Below are 21,240 nucleotides of genomic sequence, written 5' to 3'. Positions count from 1 at the left end.
TCATGACAAACCTGAACCTCAAGCGCTTGATCGCCCCCCTGATGCTGGGGATGGCAATGGTTCTGGTGGGCTGCCAGAGTATGAACAGCCAGCCTGATGCATCCCTGTATCAGCAACTCGGTGAACGTGAGGGCATTGCCAACGTGGTCGAAGACCTGCTGTATCTGATTGTCGAGGACGATCGCATCAACCAGCAGTTCAAGGGCATGGATGTCGCCCAGTTCCACCACAACCTGACGGATCAGCTGTGCGAGCTCAGTGGCGGGCCCTGCACCTATACCGGTCGGGAGATGCGGGAGCTGCATTCCGACATGGCCATCACCGACACCCAGTTCAATGCCCTGGCGGAAAACCTGATACTGGCCATGGAACAGAACGACATACCCACCGGCGCCCAGAACCGGCTGATCAAACGGCTGCTGCCGCTGTACCCTGACATTCGCAATCTATAGAACGGAGAACCCTACCTTGCTCGAAAACGCTGATCTGGGAAAACTGATTGTCCGCCTGACGCTGGGCGGGCTGATGCTGTTCCATGGCATAGCCAAGCTGCTGAACGGCGTCGGCTTCATTGAGGGCGAGCTGGCCAGCCATGGCCTGCCGACCGTCCTGGCCTACGGTGTGTACGTGGGCGAAATCATTGCACCCCTGATGGTCATTCTTGGCTATCAGACCCGGATCGGTGCGTTGCTGATTATTTTCAACATGCTGTTTGCCATCATCCTGGTCCATGGCAACGAGCTCCTCAGCCTCGGGCGTAGCGGCGGATGGGCCCTGGAACTGCAGGGTTTCTTCCTGTTCACGGCGGTCGCAGTGATCTTCCTTGGGCCAGGCCGGTACAAGCTGAAGAACTGAGTATCCGAGGGACGTCAGGTGCCGGGCACAGTCGCGGCCCTGAAGTCCCGGGCTACCATGACCCGGTTACGGCCGGACTCCTTGGCTGCGTACAGCGCCTCATCGGCCTGACGAATCAGCTCCTGGGGCTCCATGCAGGGGTCTGGCACCAGGCAGGCAACGCCCACGCTGATGGTAAGGTTGACCGGAGCTACCCGTTCGCCTGAGTGCACCGGCGAACGGGCCACCGCCTGACGCACTCGCTCGGCAACCCGAACCGCTCCCTCTTCCGGGGTGGCCGGTAGCAGAATGCTGAATTCCTCACCGCCGTAGCGGGCCAGCAGATCCCCGGATCGCTGGACCTCGGCAGCACACAGGGCGGCCACCTCCGTCAGGCAATCGTCGCCGACCAGGTGGCCCAGCTCATCGTTTACCCGCTTGAAGTGATCAATGTCCAGCAGGAGCAGGCTCAACGGATGACCGTGCCGCTGGGCCCGCTTCCACTCATCCTGCAGTTTTTCATCAAACCGTCGCCGGTTGGCCACATGGGTCAGCCCATCGGTGAGGCTGATTGCTTTGAGCTGCTCGTTGGCCCGTTCCAGTTCGTCGGTACGCTGCTGAACCCGCAGTTCAAGAGTCAGGTTTGCCTGTTGCTGGATTGCCAGCGCCTGTTCCTGAGCTTCGTGGCGTTTGCGACGCTCCAGATTGATGCGGTAGGCAAGGGCAAAGGACAGCAGGACCACCTCCAGCGCCACGCCGATTTGCGGCATGAACTCGGTAAGGAAACTGCGCGGCATCATACCGAGCTTGCTGACTGCCAGAATCAGGTGGCCAATCAACAACGGCGTCCAGGCCAGCACATAAAAGCCGCCAAGAACCTGGCCCTTGCGCCAGACAAGAAAACCGATAAGCCAGGCCGCTGGCGTGACCACAGCCGCAAGACCGCTAACCAGTACGATACCAGTCTGATAACTGCCGAACAGGCCGAAAACCAAGCAGGCAAAAATCGCTGTCAGAACCCATTGCAGGAACCGGTAGCTTTTCAGGCTGTAATGCCGAATGTTGAGGAAGCGTATGGCGAAAATAATGGCGGCGAAGAGGGCAGCACAGATAACCGGAATGGTGAAATACTGATTGATACCCGGTGCATTAGGCCAGAGCCACTGGAACAGGAGACCATTGAAGTTGAGCTGAACCAGCCCCGTGAATACAACGGTCAGCACATACCAGAGGTAGGTGGAGTGGCGCACGATGACGAAGAGGAAAAGATTATAGAGCGCCATCGCAATGATGATGCCCAGGAACACCGTCTGCCAACCATAGGAAAACTGCTCATTGGCGAGGAATTGGGCCGAGGGCGTAACTTCGACCGGAATCTGGACAGATCCCTGCGTTTTTACCCGAACGAAAGCGGTGACTGGCTCAGTGTTCGACGGCACCAGGAAGACAAAGTTGCGATGGTGGATCGGGCGGCTGCTGAACGGCAAGGTGTCGCCGGTGTGGTGGGTCTGGATCAGCTCGCCATTGAGCACCCAGTGCACTGACACTTCATCCAGCAACGGGTAGCCGATCTCCATTACCCGGTTTGCCGGCTCCGGCGGAATCTCGACCCTCAGCCAGAAACTGCCATCACTGAAACCACGATTGAACACCTCGCTGGAGCCGGATCTCTGCCAGTCCCCGGGCGGCAGGGCACGAACGTCTTCCAGTGCCAATTCATCAGCGGGCGCTTCCAGCCAGTCGAATGCAACGGGAGCGGCCTGAACAGGCACGCTGGCCAGACATGTCAGCGCGAAAATAATCAGAAGGACGCAGTATAACTGCCGCACCATAGCTGTTTCCGGTTTCCGGGCCCGTCCTGGTGTTCTACACTTTCAGGCCCTGACTGAGTCGTACGCATCCCTGCAATTTTTTCCAGTTTAGACGGTTGCGAATGCTACGTCCTCCGTAACGACAGGGCCAGCATAGCCCGAATCCATTGAGGCCAATAATGACCGAGCGCAAGAACGAAATACGTCCGGGGAAATATCGACACTACAAGGGCAAGGATTATGAAGTCCTTGGCGTTGCCCGGCACAGTGAAACCGAAGAGCAGATGGTGGTGTATCGCTGCCTGTACGGTGACTACAGCCTCTGGGTGCGCCCGCTGACCATGTTCCGCGAAACCGTGGAAGTAGCCGGCGAGCAGGTACCCCGCTTTGCCCGCCTCGACGAAGTCTGACGGTTACACAACCGCTTTGACTACCGCGATCATTTCCTGCACATTACCGCGCTTTTCATGATGCCGGCCCCCACAAGGGGCCGGGGAAACCATTAATTCCTACCCGGAGTTTTGCCATGAATGCCGTTGTAGCTGCGGTTGCCATCATGCTCGTCCTGAGTTTGTGCCGCATTCACGTTGTTGTTGCCCTGATCATCGGCGCCGTATCCGGCGGCCTGATTGCCGGAATGTCCCTGGAAGCCACCATCGAAGCCTTCAATAATGGCCTGGGCGGCGGTGCCACCGTGGCTCTGTCCTACGCCACCCTCGGTGCCTTCGCCGTTGCCATCGGCAAATCCGGCCTGGCCCACGCCCTGGCCGACAAGGCCCTGGCACTGGTCGGACGGCAGGAAGAAGGCGCCGCCGTGAATGGCATGCGCTTTCTGATCATCGGCCTGCTGCTGGCCATTGCCATCTCGTCCCAGAACATCCTGCCGATCCACATTGCCTTCATACCCCTGGTGGTACCGCCACTGCTGTACGTGATGGCAAAACTGAACATGGATCGCCGCCTGGTTGCCTGTGTGCTGACCTTCGGTCTGATCACCCCCTACATGTTCCTGCCGATCGGCTTTGGCGGCATCTACCTGAACGAAATCCTGATCGCCAAGATCAACGCTAACGGCGTCGACGCCTCCGGTCTGAGCGTCATGAAAGCCATGGCGCTGCCGGCTCTGGGCATGCTCTGCGGTTTGCTGATTGCCGTCTTTTTCAGCTACCGCGGTGGCCGCTCCTATAACCTGGAAACGATTACCCAAGCTGAACGGGTGGACACCAGCTACAGCCCGCGCACCCTGATTATGGCCCTGGCGGCCATCGTTACCGCGTTCGTGGTACAGCTCTGGCTGGGCTCAATGATCCTCGGCGCCCTGGCGGGTTTCGTGCTGTTCAACCTGTCCGGGGTGGTGCGCTGGAAAGAGGCCGATGACCTGTTCACCGAGGGCATGAAAATGCTGGCCATGATCGGCTTCATCATGATCGCCGCGTCTGGTTTTGCCGAGGTGATGCGGGAAACCGGAGAAATCGCCAGCCTGGTGGACAGCTCCGTGGGCGTAATTGGTGAGAACAAGTCCATGGCCGCACTGCTGATGCTGGTGGTAGGCCTGCTGATTACCATGGGTATTGGCTCGTCCTTCTCCACCATCCCCATCATCGCCGCACTTTATGTGCCTCTGGCACTGCAGCTGGGGTTCAGCCCCCTGGCCATCGTGGCCCTGGTCGGCACCGCTGGCGCCCTGGGTGATGCCGGCTCCCCGGCCTCCGACTCCACCCTCGGCCCCACCGCCGGCCTGAACGCCGACGGCCAGCACAACCACATCTGGGATACCGTGGTGCCGACGTTCCTGCACTACAACCTGCCGCTGCTTGGCTTTGGGTGGTTGGCGGCTATGGTTCTTTGAGTTCGGAGGTGGCTTTGTAGCCTTCGTTTTGAGGGGAGTTGCGAGGGGGCCGGGATATTTTTCCCTTGGAAATGGCAACTCGCTGCGCTCAGACATCAATTTCCGGCGGGAAAAATATCCCGGCCCCCTCACATAGAGACCATCAGATATCGCTGAAAAGAGTTTGCCTTAAAGAGATATCTTTTGAGTCAGATCGAGAGGGTGTGGGGGTGCTTTTCTGGCGGGGGAAAGATGTCTGAGCGAAGCGAGTTGCTTTTCCCCATAAGAAAAGCACCCCCATGGCCTCTCAGACTCTCACCAATCAGGCTGCAAAAGCCGGCCTACTCTCCATCTTCCGCAGCAGACTTGAAGAACACCACCTGCTTGACCGTGTGATCGTCCTCGTTCTTGCGCTTGTTCACCCGCGTCTCCAGCTCCGGATTGGCCGGTTGCTCGGAGTCCGACATAGCATCGGTGAAGCCACAGGCGACGCATTCGCGAATCTGCTCATCGTCGTCGGTGGTGTACATCATGATCTTGTCCATCTCCGCGCAGCGGGGACAGACGGCGCCGGCGATAAAGCGTTTTGGACTCGCCATAGTAAAACTCCCGATAAAACATCCGGCAGCCATTACGACTGCCGGCTCAGATTGGGTCAGGCAGCTTCGTCCGTGATGCCGGTTTGTTTCAGCAGCGCATCCACCTGCGGTTCTCGACCCCGGAAGGCCTTGAACAGTTCCATGGGCTCCTGTGAGCCGCCTTTCTCCAGGATATTGTGGAGGAAGGCCTTGCCGGTTTCGGGGTCGAAGATGCCTTTTTCCTCGAACAGGGAGAAGGCATCGGCCGCCAGCACTTCCGCCCACTTGTAGCTGTAGTAACCCGCCGCATAGCCGCCGGCAAAGATGTGCGAGAAGGCGTTCGGGAAGCGGTTGAATTCCGGTGCTTCCACCACGGCGATCTCGCTGCGAACCTTCCGGTGCATGTCCAGCGGGTTGGTCGGCGCCTCGTCGGTGAATTCCGCGTGCAGGCGGAAGTCGAACAGGGAGAACTCGAGCTGGCGCACCATGCCCATGCCAGACTGGAAGTTCTTGGCCGCCAGCAGTTTCTGGAGCAGGTCTTCTGGCAGCGGTTCGCCGGTTTCGTGGTGCGAGGCGATCAGGGCCAGGGATTCCGGGTTCCAGCACCAGTTTTCCAGGAACTGGCTGGGCAGCTCGACGGCATCCCAGGCCACGCCGTTGATGCCGGAGACATCCAGCACATCCACCTGGGTTAGCATGTGGTGCAGGCCGTGGCCGAATTCGTGGAACAGGGTGGTGACCTCGTCGTGGGTCAGCAGCGACGGCTTGCCGTTCACCGGCGGGGTGAAGTTACAGGTCAGGAAGGCTACCGGCAGCTGGAGCTGGCCACGGAGGTTGCGCCAGCGCACCCGGCAGTCTGCCATCCAGGCGCCGCCACGCTTGCCCTGACGGGCATAGAGGTCGAGATAGAACCAGGCCAGGGGCTCGCCGTTGCGACTGATGCAGTAGGCAGTCGCGTCCTCGTGCCAGGTTTCCACTTCCGGTTTCGCTTCGATCTGTACGTCGAACAGCTTCTCTGCCACCCGGAACAGGCCGGGCACCACTTTGTTCACCGGGAACCAGGGTCGCAGGGTTTCCGGGGAGATGTCGTAGCGCTTCTGGCGCAGCTTTTCGCTGTAGTAGCCGATATCCCAGGCCTGCAGGTCTTCCACGCCGTACTCGTCCTTGGCAAAGGCTTTGAGCTCGGCAAACTCTTTCTCGGCCTGGGGCTTGGACTTGGCCGCCAGCTGGTTCAGGAAGCCCAGCACCTCATCGCTGCTGCGGGCCATCTTGGTGGCCAGGGAGCGCTCGGCGTAGTTGTCGAAGCCGAGCAGTTTGGCCTGGGCGTGGCGGCGCTTGAGGATTTCCGCCATCACCGGGGTGTTGTCCCACTGGCCGGCATCCGGGCCCTGGTCAGAGGCACGGGTTACAAAGGCCTCGTAGACTTCGCGGCGCAGTTCCCGGTTTTCGCAGTAGGTCATCACAGGGTAAAAGCTGGGGAAGTCCAGGGTGATCACATAGCCATCCAGCTCTTTCTGGCGGGCGGTCTGCTTGGCGCTTTCGATGGCAGTCTCGGGGACGCCAGCCAGTTCATCCACGTCAGTGATCTGCTTGTACCAGTGCTGGGTGGCGTCCAGCACGTTGTCGCTGAACTTGTTGGACAGCTCGGACAGCTCCCGGGACAAGTCGGCATACTGCTTTTTCTTGTCTTCCGGAAGGTCGACACCGCCGAGGTGGAAATCCCGCAAGGTGTTTTCCACGGCCTTACGCTGGGCTTCGTTCAGGTTCTTGAAGTCGTCCCGTTCGGCAAGCTTCTTCCAGGCGTTGCAGAGGGCCGCGTTCTGACTCACCTCGGTGCTGTATTCGGTGAGCTTTTCGAGGCAGTTCTTGTAAACCTTGCGCAGCTCGTCGTTGTTCATCACACCGTTGAGGTGGGAAATCACGGACCAGGCATTGCTCAGTTTGTCGTCCAGCGCTTGCATGGGCTGTGCGAGGGTCTCCCAGGTGGGATCTTCCTGCTCGGCAAGCTGGCTGATTTTCATCCGGTTTTCACTGAGAATCTGGTCGATTGCCGCTTCCATGTGCTCGGTGCGAACATGGTCGAACTTCGGCAACAGGTCGTCAGTCAGTAACGGGTTATTCATAGGTCCCCTTCTCAGCTAGTCGAATCTTGGGTAGTTTGGTTTATTCAGGTTTTGGGGCTGGCATCTGTGGGAGAGGCCTTTCCAAAACACGCTCCTTGCGGCACGTCCATGTGACGCTTGGCTCTCGCCATCCATGGCGAGAGACAGTTTTGGAAAGGCCCCTCCCACAGCTGCCTCGAGCCTCGGAGTACACCTGAACATTCAAAACAACAGGTACTATGTAATGACGAATATACGTTCACACAAGGGTATCACGCCACATTTTGGGGAACGGGCATGGGTAGATCCAAGTGCCGTGGTGATTGGCGATGTGGAAACCGGTGATGATGTTTCCATCTGGCCGATGACCGTGGTGCGTGGCGATATGCACAAGATCCGCATTGGGCACCGGTGCAGCATCCAGGATGGGTCGGTTCTGCATATTACTCACGCCAGTGACTACAACCCCGGTGGTTATCCGCTCACCCTGGGCGACGATGTGACGGTGGGTCACAAGGCGCTGCTGCATGGCTGCACCATTGGCAGCCGGGTCCTGGTAGGCATGGGTTGCATCATTATGGATGGTGCCGTGGTGGAGGACGAGGTGATTGTTGCAGCGGGCTGTCTGGTGCCACCCGGCAAGACCCTGGAATCCGGGCACCTTTATGTGGGATCACCCTGCAAGAAAGCACGCGCACTGACCGAGAAGGAGCGGGGGTTCTTTAAATACACCGCTGCCAATTACGTTCGCCTCAAGGATGAATACCTTAACGATCAGTAAGCCAGTGGTCTGAACGTGAGCCCGTAGCCGTATGAAATGGGGTAACCCTGCTGCATGGCGGAGGCCTCTGTGGACACATCGGACGAACCCTTTAATAGAGCTTTGCTGTACCTGCGCGCGGCAGGCCACGATACCGGTCCGGAAACCCGGGCGCGGTTGCAGAGCATGCTGCAGGCTCGAGGGGCTGGACGCCGGGCTTTGAGTACCAAGCAAATGCTGGAGCTGATGCCTCAGTGGTTCGCCTTGCCCGGGCCTCGACAGGGTCATCATCTCCCACCCATTACCCGGGCCAGTATCGGGTACCCCCGTGATTAGTTCCGATTCCTGGCGCCCCGTTGCCCTGCGGCGGCGCTTGCTGCTTGTCTTCCTTGTGGCCGCTCAGACGCTTTTCGGCATGTTGCTGTTTTCCCAAACTGTGCCGGAGCAGGCCGGTTCCGTAACAATCGCGGCGCTGTTGACGGTGTTCGGGGTTCTGTTTGCCTGGATTGGGGTGGGTTTCTGGACGGCGGTTTTCGGGTTCGTCGCCCTGCGCTTCGGCGGGGACGGCTGGAGCCTTTCCAGGCGTGTAGAGCCCGAAGGGTGCAGGGAGTTATTGTCGGCCTCAACCGCCGTTGTGATGCCCATCTGCCATGAACCGGTGCAACATACTCTCGGTGGCTTGAAAGCGATCATCCAGGACCTTGGGCAAATGGGACAAGCCCGCGCCGTGGACTTCTACGTGCTATCGGACAGTCGGGACCCGGACACCTGGCTTGAGGAACAGGCAACCTGCGAGCAAATTCGTCGGGAGCTTGGCCCCCATCAACATTTGTTCTACCGGCGTCGCAACGTCAACCTGAACTACAAGAGCGGCAATATTGCCGATTTCCTGCGTCGATGGGGCCGCCGCTACCGCTACATGGTCGTTCTGGACGCCGACAGCCTGCTCAGTGCCAACTGCATTACCCGGCTTATCCAGCTGATGGAGGCGCGGCCTGAGGCCGGGATTATCCAGACCACACCCCGACTGGCCCGTGCAGAAACCCGGTTTGCCCGTCTGCAACAGTTTGCCAACCGCTGCTATGGCAGGCTCTACAGCGCAGGACTGGCGGCCATCCAACTCGGTGAGGCCACCTACTGGGGCCACAATGCGATCATCAGGGTAGCCCCGTTCATGGCCCACTGCGGTCTGCGAAAGCTTCAGGGCCCGGGCCTGTTCCGGGGGCCGGTACTCAGCCATGATTTTATCGAGGCTGCGCTCATGGGCCGGGCAGGCTACGAAGTGTGGCTGGAACCTGCCATCGCCGGCAGTTTTGAGGAATCACCGCCAACCCTGGAAGACGACCTGGTCCGGGACCGGCGCTGGTGTCGTGGCAATCTCCAGCACCTCTGGCTGCTGGCAACCATGGGCAAACTACGGCTGGGCCACCGGATGGCCCTGGTAACCGGCATTCTCTCTTACCTGGCGTCGCCACTCTGGCTGGTTTTCCTGGGCCTGTCCGGATTTGTGGCGTTGGCCGGACCATCAGCGACGCCGGCACTGCCGGGGGTGATGGCCACAACGGAGGCGGGCTCAAGCGCAGGGGCACTGCTGGTCTCCATGACCGCACTGCTACTCTTTGGGCCACGACTTCTGGCCGTAGGGGACCATTGGTTGGCCGGAAGAACTGCCAGATTCGGAGGTATGTTCAGGCTCTGTGCCAATACCTTTCTCGAAACACTCGCGGCCCTGGCACTGGCGCCCATCCGGATGCTGGTTCACACGCTCCATGTGGTTCAGGCTGTGCTGAACCTCAACGTGGGCTGGCAGGGGCAAAACAGGTCCGGCGGCCTCAGTCCGGGGCTCAGTCTCCGGCACTATGGCCTGCTCCTCGCCTCGGCGGCGGCAGGCCTGACCCTCATTCACTGGCATGCGCCAACGCTGACGCCCTGGGCCCTGCCGGTCATGGCACCGGTGTTGTTGGCACCGGCCCTGGCCTGCTGGCTTGGTCGAACCCCACGCTTGGGCACCTGGCTGCAAGTGCCAGAGGATGAGCAAACCACCCGAGTGATTGAGCTGGCCGAGACCACCGGCCCACTCAGCCATGATCCGGGTCGTTTGAGCTGGTTTGAACAGGTGGTTCTGTCGCCTGTCTTTGCAGGGGTTACAGACTACGACGCACTGCCAGCCACCGGTAAAAAGGCACGGGCGCTGGCGCGCCTGGTTGATCGCTGCGCCATTGAAGGCAAACATGCCCTTAGTCACCGGGAACTCAGTCTGATCTGCAACCATCCGGAAGCCCTGAAAGCGCTGCATTGCCGAGCCTGGCATGCCTCGCACGAATCACCCTGGCGGGAGGTGCTGGTCCGCATGGCCCGGTCTCTTGAGCAAAGGCCTCCGGCACCGGTGTCCTTGCCCCGCCAGCCAGCAGCCCTGACATGGGCAGAGGCAGCTTCGTGATACTGGTCTGGCTGCTGCTTCTGAACGGATTATTCCTGTTGCCTTCCTTGGCTTTGCCCGGCGACACGCCCTGGTTTTCTCTGGAGGCCCTGATCGTCTGGGCCCTCATTTGCGGACTCAGGAAGCCAGAGCAAAAGTATCGCGTCGGCCAGATACTGGCTGTTCTTTATGGACTACTGGTTCTTCTTGTCCTGGCCGATGCCCTGGTGCGGGAAAGTCTGGGCCGTGGTCTTAACCTCTATCTGGAGTTGGGTCTGCTGGACGCGGCCTGGAACCTCCTGGATACCAACCTGGGTGCCGGTTTGGCGGTGCTGGCCCTCATCATTCTGGCAGCCTTACTTGCCGGGGTGGGTCGCCTGTTTCGGTACGGACTGGAACGGCTGGCACAGCACTCTCCGGCTCGCCTTGGCAAACCGCTCTGGCTGGTATCCGGCCTGTTCCTGGCCGGGGCCGTAACCCCGTGGATTGGCAGCCCGGCGCTGGCCTTCGTTGCCAATCAGGCCTCCCTGATCACTCACACGCACCAGACCACCCGAAACTTTGCTAAAGAGCTGAACGCCGGGCCCGGTCGACAGAGCCAACCCTCACCGCTGGCGAAGCTGGCGCAAACGGATGTGATTCTGGGGTTTATTGAGTCCTATGGCGTCTCGACTGTTACGGACGAACGCTACCGCTCCCTGGTCGGCCCGGGCCTCGAAGCGATGGGCCAGTCGCTCGACGCCGCGGGGCTCACGGTCGCCACAGGCCGACTGCAGTCGCCAATCCAGGGTGGCCAGTCCTGGCTCGGCCACCTTTCCGTGCTCAGTGGCCAGTGGATTCACAACCAGCTTGCCTACGAAACCCTGCTCAGCAGCGGCTACGCCACCCTGATCGATGACTTCCGAAGTACCGGACACAAAACCCTGGCCGTGATGCCGGCGATCACCCGGGCCTGGCCCGAGGGCCGACTGTTTCGCTACGACCGGATCTACGATCACGACGATCTGGATTACCAGGGGCCACCGTTCAATTGGGTCACCATGCCCGATCAATATACCTGGCACCGGTTCCAGGCCATTCGCGACAGCCATCAGGGGCCTTTGTTCGCCGAACTTGCCCTGATCAGCAGCCACGCGCCCTGGGTTCCAATCCTGCCGGTGCTTGATGACTGGCAAAGCATTGGCAACGGAGAGGTGTTCCAGCGCTGGAAAGGCGCTGGCGAGGCACCGGTTTCGCTATGGCGCGACCCGGACCGGGTCCGCCAGCATTACGGACAGGCCATTGCCTATGCCCTGGAGGTTGCCGGAGGCTTTGCCACCCACTATCTGAGCCAGAACGCGCTGATGATCATCCTGGGTGACCATCAGCCAGCCCCCCTGATCACGGGTGAGGACGCCAGCCGCGATGTCATTGTTCATGTCGTGAGTGCAGACCCGAAACTGGTGGAACCGTTTTTGTCCGGTGAACTGCCGGGATTTCGACCCGGTATCCGGCCCGATCCGGATACACCCGGAGCCACAATGAGCCGTTTCCGCCCCTTTCTGCACCGCCATTTCGGTCAACCCTGAACCCGATTTGACCCTGGTCAAAATTCCATCAACCTCACCCTTGAAAACATCCGCTATGCACCTACATTCGGAAATAGCAGAGGTTCACGGATAACCATCCGGCTGGCGCCACCGGCATGGAGCAGTTCCGCGATCGAAGCTGATGTTCAACTATTCAGATTCGTTTCGTTTAAAAAAGGAGGGCTGCCTTATGAGCAATCTTACCCGCTGGAATCCGGTCAATGAGTTCGAAGACCTGATGAACCGCTATAACCGCATGTTCGGCCTGACCCGCTCAGGCGGCGAGCGCGAAGGCAAGGACCTGTTCAGCCGCAGCGATTGGGCTCCGGCCGTGGACATCAAGGAGACTCCGGAAGCCTTCACCATTGAGGCCGAGCTGCCGGGCATGTCCAAGGAAGACGTGAAGGTGACAGTGCACGAGGGCGTTCTGAGCATTCAGGGTGAGCGCAAGAGTGAAGACGAGACCAAGGACAAGAAGCACCACCGGATTGAGCGTTTCTACGGTAGCTTCCTGCGTCGCTTCACGCTGCCGGAAAACGTTGATGAAAACAGCGTGAAGGCGAACTTCAAGGACGGCATGCTGACCCTGACGCTCCAGAAGGCCGAGCCCAAAGAACCCAAGGCCATCGAGGTCGACGTGCAGTAAACGCCGGAAATCTCAGTCAGCGACAGACGGCCGCACCGGGTTCAGTTTCCGGCTGCGGTCGTTGTTCTGGCGCCGGCCTTTTCCAGGGCACTGGCGTAATCCACACTGCGCCGATGCCGGGAGATCAGGTCCAGAATGGTCTCTCCGTCCGGACCAGGGGCGTTCAGATCCCGATTTTCGGCAACAAAAAACCCGATAAAGCGCTCAAAGTCTTCCGCCCGCATGGCCTGGTAGGCTTTCAACAGGGCATGGTAATCAGCATTCTCTTTAGCATCCCAGGGGCGGATATCCAGAAAACTCCTCACCCGCTCGTCGCTCCATTCTTCGCCAATTACTTTCGGCTTGTCCGGTCCACTCATGGTTGCTCTCTCGCTTTGCTGTGCCAGTCAGTTATCGGGCGCACAGTATAAAGCCCTGAAAGCAGGACAGTTATATGGATTGCTCATGAGAAGCTACGCACCGGCTATAAGACTCAGGGCATGATTTCAACAGGCAGGTCGCCAGTGGGAACCTCATCGCTGCATTTCGGATTTCGAATGGCAATTTCTACCCTGCGGTTCAGGGCCCGGTTCTCCGGAGTATCATTCGGCGCAAGCGGGTTGGTCTCGGCACGCCCGGCCGCCACCACCCGCTCAGCCGGTACCTGACGGTTCATCACCAGCTCGTGCACCACCGACACGGCACGGGCCGCGGAAAGATCCCAGTTCGAGCGGTAACGGTCGCTGGAAATCGGCCGGTCATCGGTGTAACCGGACACCAACACATCGCCGGTACACGCCGAGAGCACGTTCACCACCCGTTCGATGATCGGGATCATTTCGGGTTTGATGGCGGCATCACCGGATCGAAAAGTGGCCTCCTCGGAAAAGCGGATCACCACCTGGTTCTGGTCGTAATTGACACTCAACGCTTCGGAGGCCACCTCCGATTCCAGCTCCCGGATCATCCGGCTGGCCAGATCAATCACACCACCGGGAATCTGGGTGGGCGCGGCCCCCTCGGCCCGCTCATCGATGAATTCGGGCTCCCGCGTCTGGGACTCGGTGGGCTCGGGCAGGGAGACGGTATCCGATTCGATCATGGTCAGTGGGGAGCCGCCGATATCCTCGGCCAGGACGTTGCTGGAGCCAAAGGCCACCGCCATGGAATTCGCCATGGCACGGTACTTCTCAACGTCCATTTCGGCAAACGACAGCAGCAGAATGAAAAAGGTCAGCAGCAGGGTGGCCAGATCGGCGAAGGTAACGATCCAGCCCGGCGTCTGGTTCTGCAAACGCTTCCGGTTTTTCTTCTGGACCAGTTCCAAACCCTCAGGCCTCCCGCTCCGGCGCCAGGCCGGTGCGCTGTTCCGGGTGGACAAACGAGGACAGCAGTTCGGTCATCACCCGGGGATTCTCGCCACGCATGATGTTCTTGATGGACGTGATGATAAGCATCTGGTTCCGGGACTCATCCTCGGCTTTCAGTTGCAGCTTGTCGGCCAGGGGCAGGGCAATCAGCTGGGCAATAAACGCACCGTAAAGGGTGGTAAGCAGGGCGATCGCCATGGCCGGACCAATGGAGGATGGGTCATCCAGGGTATTAAGCATCTGTACCAGGCCCACCAGGGTGCCCAGCATGCCAATGGCCGGGGCGGATTCACCGATACCCCGGAACACCCGCTCGGCCACTTCGTACCGCTCGGCAGTCTGCTGGGTTTCCTGGGCCAGCGCCTCTTCCACCAGTTCCGGCGGGTGACCGTCGACACACAGATTGATCGCCTTCTGAAGGAACGCGTTGTCAGTCTGGTGGTTCTCCAGGCCCAGAATGCCTTCTTTACGCACCACCATGGCCAGCGAGCCCACTTCCCGGATCAGTTCCGTTGGCCGCGCCATACGGTCGGTAAAGGCAGCAGACATGGCCAGCCGGAAAGCGCTCATCACCGATGCCATGCGGAATTTGATCAGGGTAACCGCAAAGGTGCCACCCAACACGATGGCCAGCCCCGGAAGATTCAGGAACGTCAGGAAGGAGGCATTGGCCAGCATCGCCAGAATGACGATAAGAACACCGGCGACAAGCCCGACAAGGGTAAGAATGTCCATCGAAAATCCCTACGGAAGTTGACCATGAGCATAGCCCATCACGGGCACAGCGGCTCAGTCGTTACGCAATTCATCGATGACGGGGCGGGTGGCAGGACTCACCCCGCGCCAGATCCGGAACGATTCCGCTGCCTGCTCCACCAGCATACCAAGCCCGTCGTGAACGATCTGTGCGCCCTGTTCAAGTGCCCACCGGTTAAAGGTGGTGGTCTGCAGAGAATACATCATGTCGTAGACCACGGTTTTCTCTGCAATCACCTTCGGTGACAGCGGGGGCAAATCGCCCTGGAGGCTGGCGCTGGTACCGTTGATGATCAAATCAAACGGCTCAGAGGGCTGTTCGAATCCGCAGGCAGAAAGCCTGGTCTCGCCAGCCACGGGTGTAAACAGTTCAACCAGGGCCTCAGCCTTGGCTACGGTTCGGTTGGCGATGGTAATAGCGCCAGGATGCTCTGCCAGGATCGGACCCAGAACACCCCGAACGGCGCCTCCGGCACCCAGCACCAGGATCCGCGCTGCGTTCAGGGTGACAACGTGGTTTATGAGCAAGTCACGGACAATACCGCACCCGTCGGTATTGTCAGCGACAAGCACGCCATCACCATCCAGGTACAGGGTATTGGCGGCCCCGGCATTCTCGGCACGCTCGGTACGTCGGTCCGCCAGCTTCCAGGCTTCTTCCTTGAAAGGCACGGTCACATTGAGGCCCTTCCCGCCCCGCTCGAAGAACTGTTTTACGGTGCCGGCGAAATCATCCCGCGGCGCCTGTATCGCCGTGTACTCAACCGGCTCACCGGTCTCCCTGGCAAACAGGCTGTGAATCCTGGGTGATTTGCTGTGGCTGATGGGGTTGCCAACCACCGCGTATAGATCGTTAGTCATGCTGCGCCTCCAGCCAGTCCCGGCCGGTCAGGAAATAGTCGGTTAGCCGGGCTTCCTCCGAGCCAGGCTCCGCGGTCCGGTTGTAATCCCAGCGCACCAGCGGCGGCAGGGACATCAGGATGGATTCCGTCCGACCGCCGGATTGCAGGCCAAACAGCGTACCGCGGTCATAGACGAGATTGAACTCCACGTACCGTCCTCGACGATAGAGCTGGAAGTCCCGCTCGCGGTCACCGTATGGATGGTCCATACGGCGCCGGACAATGGGCTCGTAGGCATCAATATAGCTGTCACCTACCGCTTTCATCAGGCCGAAATCCTGCTCGAAGTCGCCTGTGTTGTGGTCGTCAAAAAACAGACCACCAACGCCGCGGGGTTCATCCCGGTGTTTCAGATAAAAGTAATCATCGCACCAATCCTTGAAGCGCTTGTAGGTGCCCTCTCCAAACGGCTCGCAGGCGTCACGGGCTGTCTGGTGCCAGTGCACACAGTCTTCTTCGAAACCGTAGTAAGGCGTGAGGTCGTAGCCACCACCAAACCAGTACACTGGCTCACTGCCCTTCGGTGTGGCGATGAAAAACCGGACGTTGGCGTGGGACGTCGGCACAAAAGGGTTGTTGGGGTGGATAACCAGCGACACCCCCATGGCCTGCCAGGGAGCACCGGCCAGATGCGGGCGGTGGGCGGTGGCGGAGGCCGGCATGGTGTCACCCATCACGTGGGAAAAATTGACACCGCCTTTCTCGAACACGCGACCCTCTGTAATAACACGGCTGATACCACCGCCACCCTCCGGTCGGTCCCAGGCATCCCGAATGAAAGATGCGCCCTCGTCGAGGGCCTCCAGCCGGCTACAGATCGACTCCTGCAATCCCAGCAGATACTGCTTTACCGCCTGGCTATCGGGTTGCTGTGGCATAAACGCTCCTAACGAAGTTGCTGACCGCTGACAATATCAATAATACGGCTGGGTTTGCGATTACCGCCCAATGCGCCGGGCACGATCCAGTCAAGCTGATCGCCGAAATAGCGCCGGACCTGCCAGATATGCCGGGCCGGCTGGCGCCCTGCCGGGTTGCAGGAGGTGGAAACCAGGGGCATTCCCGCCGCGTTGCACAGGGCGACCACCACGGGGTGCTCGCTGACCCGCACCGCGATGGAGGTGTGCTTCCCGCGCACCCATTCCGGAATCTGCCGCTCGATATCGGGCAGCAGACAGGTCACAGGTCCCGGCCAGTAGCGCTCTGCCTCGTCTTGAAGCGCCTGAGACAGGGGCTCCAGCAGGAAGCGGATCTGGTCGACGGACGAAGCCACCAGAATCACGCCTTTTTCAACCGGGCGCTGCTTCAGCTCCAGAATCCGCTCCACCGCCTCCTGATCCCAGGGATCACAACCCAGGCCCCAGACAGCCTCGGTGGGATAGGCGATAACACCGCCACTGAAAATCGTGCGGCGGGCACAATGCAGTTGCCAGTCAGAAAGGGGATGGGAATCGGGCATGCGCCTCTGTCAGGGTTGATCAGGGTAGATGTTCACACCGGTTTCACGCGACTTTCTGATAGCCCCCCGGGGCCAAACTGATGAGCCCCTGCAACTCGAGAAGCAATAGGGACTGCATGAGCTGGTCGGCGGGAAGACCGGTCGCTGAACTCAGTGCATCGGTTGATTGTGGATCATACCCTAAAGCCTCAAATACCGCGATTTCCCGGCTGTCCAATCCGGCCAGGAGTCCTTTGCCCTGCTTCTTTGGCTCTGGCGCCGAGTCAGACCCGGTCTGGAGCGGCGGAGACCACCAGGCACCCAATTCTTCGAGAATGTCGTCCACCGTCTCAACCAGTCGAGCACCCTGTTTGATCAAGTGATGACAGCCCCGGGCAACCGGACTGTGCACCGACCCGGGAATAGCGAAAACTTCACGCCCCTGTTCCAACGCCATTCGCGCAGTAATCAGGGAGCCACTGCGCAGACCCGCCTCCACCACCAGCACGCCTCGGCTCAGGCCGCTGATAATACGGTTGCGCTGGGGAAAGTGGGCGGCGCGTGCCGGCGTACCGGGGGGATACTCGGAAATCATCAGACCATGCTGAATGACCCGCTCACCAAGCCGTCGATGCTGATGGGGGTAGATGCGGTCCAGGCCGCGACCAACCACTGCGATGGTCGGAAACCCGGCATCGAGCGCACCGGCGTGGGCAGCACCATCGACACCCAGGGCCAGACCACTGGTCACCAGTAACTCCCGGGAACTGAGTTCCGCAGCAAACCGTCGGGCATGGTCCAGGCCGGCCGGCGTGGCCTTCCGGCTGCCGATAATGCCGATCTGGTCCCGGGCCATAAGCCCCGTATCACCGAGGGTATACAGCACCAGGGGCGCGTCGTGGATGTGCCGCAACTGCTCCGGGTAATGACTATCCGGCCAGGTCAGAATCCCGATGCCATGCTTGCAGCAATTGTCCCTGATCGTCCGGACCTCACGTACCGTCGGATGGGCATCATCCTGCTTTTGCCAGGCCTGGATTGCCGCCGTGGCGTCTGCAGTCATGCCCATGGCCCGCAAGGTGGCGGCATTCATTTGAAGGAGTCGGGGCAAGTCAGGGAGTTCTGTCAGCAGTTCACGCCGACGGGCACGGCCAACGTCTGGCAGGCAGGTCAGAAACAGCCATTGGGCTGTGGCAGAGGAAAACACGGCATCGTCCTTGGAAAAAGCGAGGCCGGACCTTCCAGGTCCGGCCGTTGCATCTGTCGGTAATCAGCCAATCAGGGGTTGGTAACCTTGTCACCCACCGTCAAAGCACGGGTGGCCTGAAGCACCAGACCGTAGCTCATCTTTTCGTAGGCCTGGAACACCATCAGCAGCCCGGCACGCTCGGAGGGCAGTTCGATGGTTTCTCCGGTTACCGGATCGCGAACCAGATTGCCGCTTTTCAGAACGGCCATCACGTTGCCCGCTTCCAGCCCTTCCCGGGTGCCGCGGTTGATGGCCACCACATCGAACTGACCGATCTGGCTCACACCGCCGTCGACGGAGATCATCTGTCCTTCCACATCCTGGTCAGGAGCGCTGGGCACAAAGCTGGTGGTCAGACGACGGTCTTCGCTCACCATCAGCCGGTCACCAATGCGAACTTCTTCGCTGGAGCTGGTCAGGTTTACGGTCAGCACGTCGCCGTTTTCCCGGGCCACGTCACCACGGGCAATACTCCGGGCCTCCAGACCAAGGAATTCGCCAGTTTCCGGGTCGCGGAACTCCTTGCTGCGGCGGAAGATACCCACTTTGTCCGCAGGCTTCTCGCCACGGGCATAGAGTTTGTCGCCGGCACCGGTAATAATCCGGCCATCTTCCCCTTCCAGAACGTAAGGGGCGCCATTGATTTCTTCCGGGCTGACAATACGGGTGTCGGTGAGGAAGCTGCCAATGGCATCCAGCGGGATAGCCGGGATCGGCGTGTCGATGGGCTCGGACCGAACCTTCGGCGACAGCTTCACCACATCGCTGCTGGCCACCTTGGTAATTCGGGGTTTGCCGTCGATGTAAACCAGGGCAAGGCGATCACCAGGATAAATAAGGTGAGGGTTGGCGACCTGCGGGTTCACATGCCATATTTCCGGCCAGTACCAGGGATTATTCAGAAAACGGGCCGAGATGTCCCAGAGGGTGTCACCCTTCACAACGGTGTAACGCTCGGGATGATCGGACCGCAGCTCCGGTGCAGCATGGGCCCAGGAGGTTATAAGCAGCGTAGTTGCTGCCAGAGCGTACAGCAGTTTCCTCATTGTGTAAGTCCTTGATCGCGTGCCTTGATTCTTTGCATTCTGTTGGGATGCAGTCAGTTACCTGCAGCTTATTACGTTGTTATTCCAGTTACTATAGAAGAAGTCTCGCAAATTGTGATGTTATCTTTTGTTCTTCCAGTAAATTCTATCCCGCCGCTGAAAGATTTTAACTATTAACTGATCAGTTTGTACTCAATCGACGAATTGTTGGATAATACGCTTATTGGCGCTGATAACCCTTCCAGCCGTTGAAGGCTGGGGCCTTGCCCCGATAATAGTAGAGGCAGGACGGAAATTTGCGCAGTACGCTGTCGCATTTCGAAGATCGGTTTCACATTGTTACAAACAGCAGCAAAGTCATGAGGGGTGCCGCCCTGTAAACTGCGGGCATCCAGACATACAGGCAAAAGATCGACCTATGATACTAGAGATTCTCGAATACCCGGATCCCCGTCTGCGCACCATTGCCAAGCCGGTAGAAGAGGTCACGGACGCTGACCGCAAGCTGATCGACGACATGTTCGAGACCATGTACGATGCGCCCGGTATTGGCCTGGCGGCGACCCAGGTCAATGTTCACAAACAGATCATTGTCATGGATCTGTCGGAGGACAAGAGCGAGCCGCGGGTATTTATCAATCCGGAGGTCACCGTGCTGGATGGCGAGAAAGAGGCCATGCAGGAGGGCTGCCTGTCGGTTCCGGGATTCTACGAAGACGTCGAACGGATCGAACACTGTATGATCCGGGCGCTGGACAGGGACGGCAAACCGTTTGAACTGGAGGCGAAAGGCCTGCTGGCAGTCTGCATCCAGCATGAGATGGATCACCTGAACGGGAAGCTGTTCGTTGACTACCTCAGCTCGCTAAAGCGTAACCGGATTCGCAAGAAGCTGGAGAAGCAGCACAAGAAGAGCGCCTGATCAGGCTGCAGGCGAGCGAATAACCAGACACTATCTTCCGGACCGGGTCATGACCCGGTCTTTTCGTATTACAACGAAACAGAGATCACAACACCGTGCGACTTGTTTTTGCTGGCACCCCGGATTTCGCGGCAACCGCGCTCAAAGCCTTGATTGCCGCCGGCCACACCATCGTTGGCGTTTATTCCCAGCCGGACCGCCCCGCCGGCCGTGGCCGGAAGCTGCAGCCCAGCCCGGTCAAGCAGGTGGCGCTGGACCATGAGATCCCGGTCTTCCAGCCCGAAACACTGAAAACAGCCGAAGCGCAGAAGCAGTTGGCCGACCTGAAGCCGGACGTGATGATCGTCGCCGCCTACGGCCTGATCCTGCCAAAGGCGGTGCTCGACATTCCCACCCACGGCTGCCTGAACATCCACGCCTCGCTGCTGCCACGCTGGCGCGGTGCCGCTCCCATCCAGCGGGCGATCGCCGCAGGCGATTCAGAGACCGGCATCACCATCATGCAGATGGACGAAGGCCTGGATACCGGGGCCATGCTGTTGAAATCCCTGACCGCTATCGATACGAGCGACACCGGGGGCAGCCTGCACGACCGGCTTGCGGAGCTCGGTGGCAAGGCCATCATCGAGGCCCTGGAGCTTTTAAAGAAAGGTGAACTCACCGGGGAACCGCAGAACGACGACCTCGCCTGCTACGCCAGCAAACTGAGCAAAACCGAGGGCCATATTGACTGGGCCACGGACGCCACAGCCATTGAACGGCTGGTTCGCGCTTTCAACCCCTGGCCCGGAACCTACACAGATCTGGGCGATCAACGGATCCGCATTCACGAAGCCCGGGCCCTTGTGACAGACAGCGACGCGTTTCCCGGCACCGTGGTGCATAGGGATCGGGACGGGATCGACATTGCCTGCGGCAACGGCACCCTGCGCATCACCCGCCTGCAACTGCCGGGCTCCCGCGCCCAGAGCGTGAATGACCTGATCAACGGCGGCAAAGAACTGCTGATGCCCGGCCAGGAGCTGCGCTGAC

At 59.7% G+C, this 21,240-nt stretch carries 22 protein-coding genes; 11 read left to right on the top strand and 11 right to left on the bottom strand.

Features of this window, described 5'->3' with window-relative positions; genetic code table 11:
* Nucleotides 1-2 precede the first annotated feature (2 nt).
* On the top strand, nt 3-452 hold the full coding sequence (locus NUW46_RS00315) for a group I truncated hemoglobin (protein ID WP_222465780.1): 450 nt from the start codon (nt 3-5) through the stop codon (nt 450-452).
* A gap of 16 nt (nt 453-468) precedes the next feature.
* On the top strand, nt 469-855 hold the full coding sequence (locus NUW46_RS00310) for a DoxX family protein (protein ID WP_069182459.1): 387 nt from the start codon (nt 469-471) through the stop codon (nt 853-855).
* Between the two features lie 14 nt (nt 856-869).
* On the opposite strand, the gene NUW46_RS00305 is transcribed toward NUW46_RS00310, so the two are convergent.
* Complete coding sequence (locus NUW46_RS00305; RefSeq protein ID WP_418141083.1) at nt 870-2,666, bottom strand: sensor domain-containing diguanylate cyclase; 1,797 nt, start codon at nt 2,664-2,666, stop codon at nt 870-872.
* Between the two features lie 158 nt (nt 2,667-2,824).
* Here NUW46_RS00305 and NUW46_RS00300 point away from each other — a divergent pair, with 158 nt between their 5' ends.
* The gene (locus NUW46_RS00300; RefSeq protein WP_305965404.1) at nt 2,825-3,055 is read left to right on the top strand and encodes a DUF1653 domain-containing protein; all 231 of its coding nucleotides are present in this window, start codon (nt 2,825-2,827) and stop codon (nt 3,053-3,055) included.
* A 116-nt stretch (nt 3,056-3,171) separates the two neighbouring features.
* Entirely contained in the window at nt 3,172-4,494 is a 1,323-nt protein-coding gene (locus NUW46_RS00295; protein ID WP_418141082.1) for a Na+/H+ antiporter family protein, read from the top strand.
* A 320-nt stretch (nt 4,495-4,814) separates the two neighbouring features.
* Here the strand turns inward: NUW46_RS00295 and NUW46_RS00290 are convergent, their stop codons facing one another.
* Nucleotides 4,815-5,072 (bottom strand): YheV family putative zinc ribbon protein, encoded by a 258-nt coding sequence (locus tag NUW46_RS00290; protein WP_069182456.1) that lies wholly within the window; start codon nt 5,070-5,072, stop codon nt 4,815-4,817.
* Nucleotides 5,073-5,128: 56 nt separating this feature from the next.
* Nucleotides 5,129-7,174 (bottom strand): oligopeptidase A, encoded by a 2,046-nt coding sequence (gene prlC, locus NUW46_RS00285; protein WP_418141081.1) that lies wholly within the window; start codon nt 7,172-7,174, stop codon nt 5,129-5,131.
* A gap of 223 nt (nt 7,175-7,397) precedes the next feature.
* Between prlC and NUW46_RS00280 the strand changes: the two genes are divergently transcribed.
* From NUW46_RS00280 to NUW46_RS00260, 5 genes are all read left to right on the top strand, one after another.
* Nucleotides 7,398-7,934, top strand: a complete 537-nt coding sequence (locus tag NUW46_RS00280) for a gamma carbonic anhydrase family protein (protein ID WP_209399356.1) — start codon at nt 7,398-7,400, stop codon at nt 7,932-7,934.
* Nucleotides 7,935-8,003: 69 nt separating this feature from the next.
* The gene (locus tag NUW46_RS00275; protein WP_418141080.1) at nt 8,004-8,249 is read left to right on the top strand and encodes a hypothetical protein; all 246 of its coding nucleotides are present in this window, start codon (nt 8,004-8,006) and stop codon (nt 8,247-8,249) included.
* Nucleotides 8,242-10,353, top strand: coding sequence for a glucans biosynthesis glucosyltransferase MdoH (mdoH, locus tag NUW46_RS00270; RefSeq protein WP_418141079.1), 2,112 nt, complete (start codon nt 8,242-8,244; stop codon nt 10,351-10,353). The genes NUW46_RS00275 and mdoH overlap by 8 nt, the downstream gene beginning before the upstream one ends.
* Complete coding sequence (locus NUW46_RS00265; RefSeq protein ID WP_418141078.1) at nt 10,332-11,900, top strand: sulfatase; 1,569 nt, start codon at nt 10,332-10,334, stop codon at nt 11,898-11,900. The genes mdoH and NUW46_RS00265 overlap by 22 nt, the downstream gene beginning before the upstream one ends.
* A gap of 190 nt (nt 11,901-12,090) precedes the next feature.
* Nucleotides 12,091-12,546: an Hsp20/alpha crystallin family protein gene (locus tag NUW46_RS00260; protein ID WP_069182452.1), complete on the top strand. Its 456-nt coding sequence runs from the start codon at nt 12,091-12,093 to the stop codon at nt 12,544-12,546.
* Nucleotides 12,547-12,587: 41 nt separating this feature from the next.
* Here the strand turns inward: NUW46_RS00260 and NUW46_RS00255 are convergent, their stop codons facing one another.
* The 8 genes from NUW46_RS00255 to NUW46_RS00220 all read right to left on the bottom strand — a co-directional run bounded on the left by NUW46_RS00255 (nt 12,588) and on the right by NUW46_RS00220 (nt 19,286).
* Nucleotides 12,588-12,905, bottom strand: a complete 318-nt coding sequence (locus NUW46_RS00255) for a PA4642 family protein (RefSeq protein ID WP_418141077.1) — start codon at nt 12,903-12,905, stop codon at nt 12,588-12,590.
* A 113-nt stretch (nt 12,906-13,018) separates the two neighbouring features.
* A complete protein-coding gene (locus NUW46_RS00250; protein WP_418141076.1) occupies nt 13,019-13,852 on the bottom strand; it encodes a flagellar motor protein MotB in 834 nt (277 codons plus the stop codon).
* Nucleotides 13,853-13,856: 4 nt separating this feature from the next.
* Nucleotides 13,857-14,630 (bottom strand): motility protein A, encoded by a 774-nt coding sequence (locus NUW46_RS00245; RefSeq protein WP_069182449.1) that lies wholly within the window; start codon nt 14,628-14,630, stop codon nt 13,857-13,859.
* Between the two features lie 54 nt (nt 14,631-14,684).
* Complete coding sequence (gene aroE / locus NUW46_RS00240) at nt 14,685-15,512, bottom strand: shikimate dehydrogenase (protein WP_418141075.1); 828 nt, start codon at nt 15,510-15,512, stop codon at nt 14,685-14,687.
* Nucleotides 15,505-16,431, bottom strand: a complete 927-nt coding sequence (gene hemF / locus NUW46_RS00235) for an oxygen-dependent coproporphyrinogen oxidase (protein ID WP_418141074.1) — start codon at nt 16,429-16,431, stop codon at nt 15,505-15,507. Before hemF ends, aroE begins: the two co-directional genes overlap by 8 nt.
* Before the next feature lie 8 nt (nt 16,432-16,439).
* A complete protein-coding gene (locus tag NUW46_RS00230) occupies nt 16,440-17,012 on the bottom strand; it encodes an L-threonylcarbamoyladenylate synthase (RefSeq protein ID WP_418141073.1) in 573 nt (190 codons plus the stop codon).
* A gap of 43 nt (nt 17,013-17,055) precedes the next feature.
* Complete coding sequence (gene dprA, locus NUW46_RS00225) at nt 17,056-18,198, bottom strand: DNA-processing protein DprA (RefSeq protein WP_418141072.1); 1,143 nt, start codon at nt 18,196-18,198, stop codon at nt 17,056-17,058.
* 71 nt (nt 18,199-18,269) lie between these two features.
* Entirely contained in the window at nt 18,270-19,286 is a 1,017-nt protein-coding gene (locus NUW46_RS00220) for a LysM peptidoglycan-binding domain-containing protein (protein WP_069182444.1), read from the bottom strand.
* 418 nt (nt 19,287-19,704) lie between these two features.
* On the opposite strand from NUW46_RS00220, the gene def reads away from it, so the two are divergent.
* Nucleotides 19,705-20,208, top strand: a complete 504-nt coding sequence (def, locus tag NUW46_RS00215; protein WP_069182443.1) for a peptide deformylase — start codon at nt 19,705-19,707, stop codon at nt 20,206-20,208.
* Between the two features lie 95 nt (nt 20,209-20,303).
* Nucleotides 20,304-21,239: a methionyl-tRNA formyltransferase gene (fmt, locus tag NUW46_RS00210; RefSeq protein ID WP_305965389.1), complete on the top strand. Its 936-nt coding sequence runs from the start codon at nt 20,304-20,306 to the stop codon at nt 21,237-21,239.
* The last annotated feature ends 1 nt before the right edge of the window (nt 21,240 follow it).

The sequence above is a fragment of the Marinobacter sp. MA genome (assembly GCF_048298425.1).
Taxonomy (GTDB): domain Bacteria; phylum Pseudomonadota; class Gammaproteobacteria; order Pseudomonadales; family Oleiphilaceae; genus Marinobacter; species Marinobacter salsuginis.
The sequence above is the reverse complement of the archived record's forward strand: the minus strand, read 5'-3'. Positions and strand labels throughout refer to the sequence as shown.

Bases quoted from the DNA above. Each gene is read 5' to 3' on its own strand.
- NUW46_RS00305 (WP_418141083.1), bottom strand. From the start codon at position 2,666: ATGGTGCGGCAGTTATACTGCGTCCTTCTGATTATTTTCGCGCTGACA.
- NUW46_RS00280 (WP_209399356.1), top strand. From the start codon at position 7,398: ATGACGAATATACGTTCACACAAGGGTATCACGCCACATTTTGGGGAA.
- NUW46_RS00300 (WP_305965404.1), top strand. From the start codon at position 2,825: ATGACCGAGCGCAAGAACGAAATACGTCCGGGGAAATATCGACACTAC.
- NUW46_RS00290 (WP_069182456.1), bottom strand. From the start codon at position 5,072: ATGGCGAGTCCAAAACGCTTTATCGCCGGCGCCGTCTGTCCCCGCTGC.
- aroE (WP_418141075.1), bottom strand. From the start codon at position 15,512: ATGACTAACGATCTATACGCGGTGGTTGGCAACCCCATCAGCCACAGC.
- def (WP_069182443.1), top strand. From the start codon at position 19,705: ATGATACTAGAGATTCTCGAATACCCGGATCCCCGTCTGCGCACCATT.
- NUW46_RS00260 (WP_069182452.1), top strand. From the start codon at position 12,091: ATGAGCAATCTTACCCGCTGGAATCCGGTCAATGAGTTCGAAGACCTG.
- NUW46_RS00265 (WP_418141078.1), top strand. From the start codon at position 10,332: ATGGGCAGAGGCAGCTTCGTGATACTGGTCTGGCTGCTGCTTCTGAAC.
- NUW46_RS00230 (WP_418141073.1), bottom strand. From the start codon at position 17,012: ATGCCCGATTCCCATCCCCTTTCTGACTGGCAACTGCATTGTGCCCGC.
- NUW46_RS00315 (WP_222465780.1), top strand. From the start codon at position 3: ATGACAAACCTGAACCTCAAGCGCTTGATCGCCCCCCTGATGCTGGGG.
- NUW46_RS00295 (WP_418141082.1), top strand. From the start codon at position 3,172: ATGAATGCCGTTGTAGCTGCGGTTGCCATCATGCTCGTCCTGAGTTTG.
- NUW46_RS00245 (WP_069182449.1), bottom strand. From the start codon at position 14,630: ATGGACATTCTTACCCTTGTCGGGCTTGTCGCCGGTGTTCTTATCGTC.
- hemF (WP_418141074.1), bottom strand. From the start codon at position 16,431: ATGCCACAGCAACCCGATAGCCAGGCGGTAAAGCAGTATCTGCTGGGA.
- prlC (WP_418141081.1), bottom strand. From the start codon at position 7,174: ATGAATAACCCGTTACTGACTGACGACCTGTTGCCGAAGTTCGACCAT.
- NUW46_RS00255 (WP_418141077.1), bottom strand. From the start codon at position 12,905: ATGAGTGGACCGGACAAGCCGAAAGTAATTGGCGAAGAATGGAGCGAC.
- NUW46_RS00220 (WP_069182444.1), bottom strand. From the start codon at position 19,286: ATGAGGAAACTGCTGTACGCTCTGGCAGCAACTACGCTGCTTATAACC.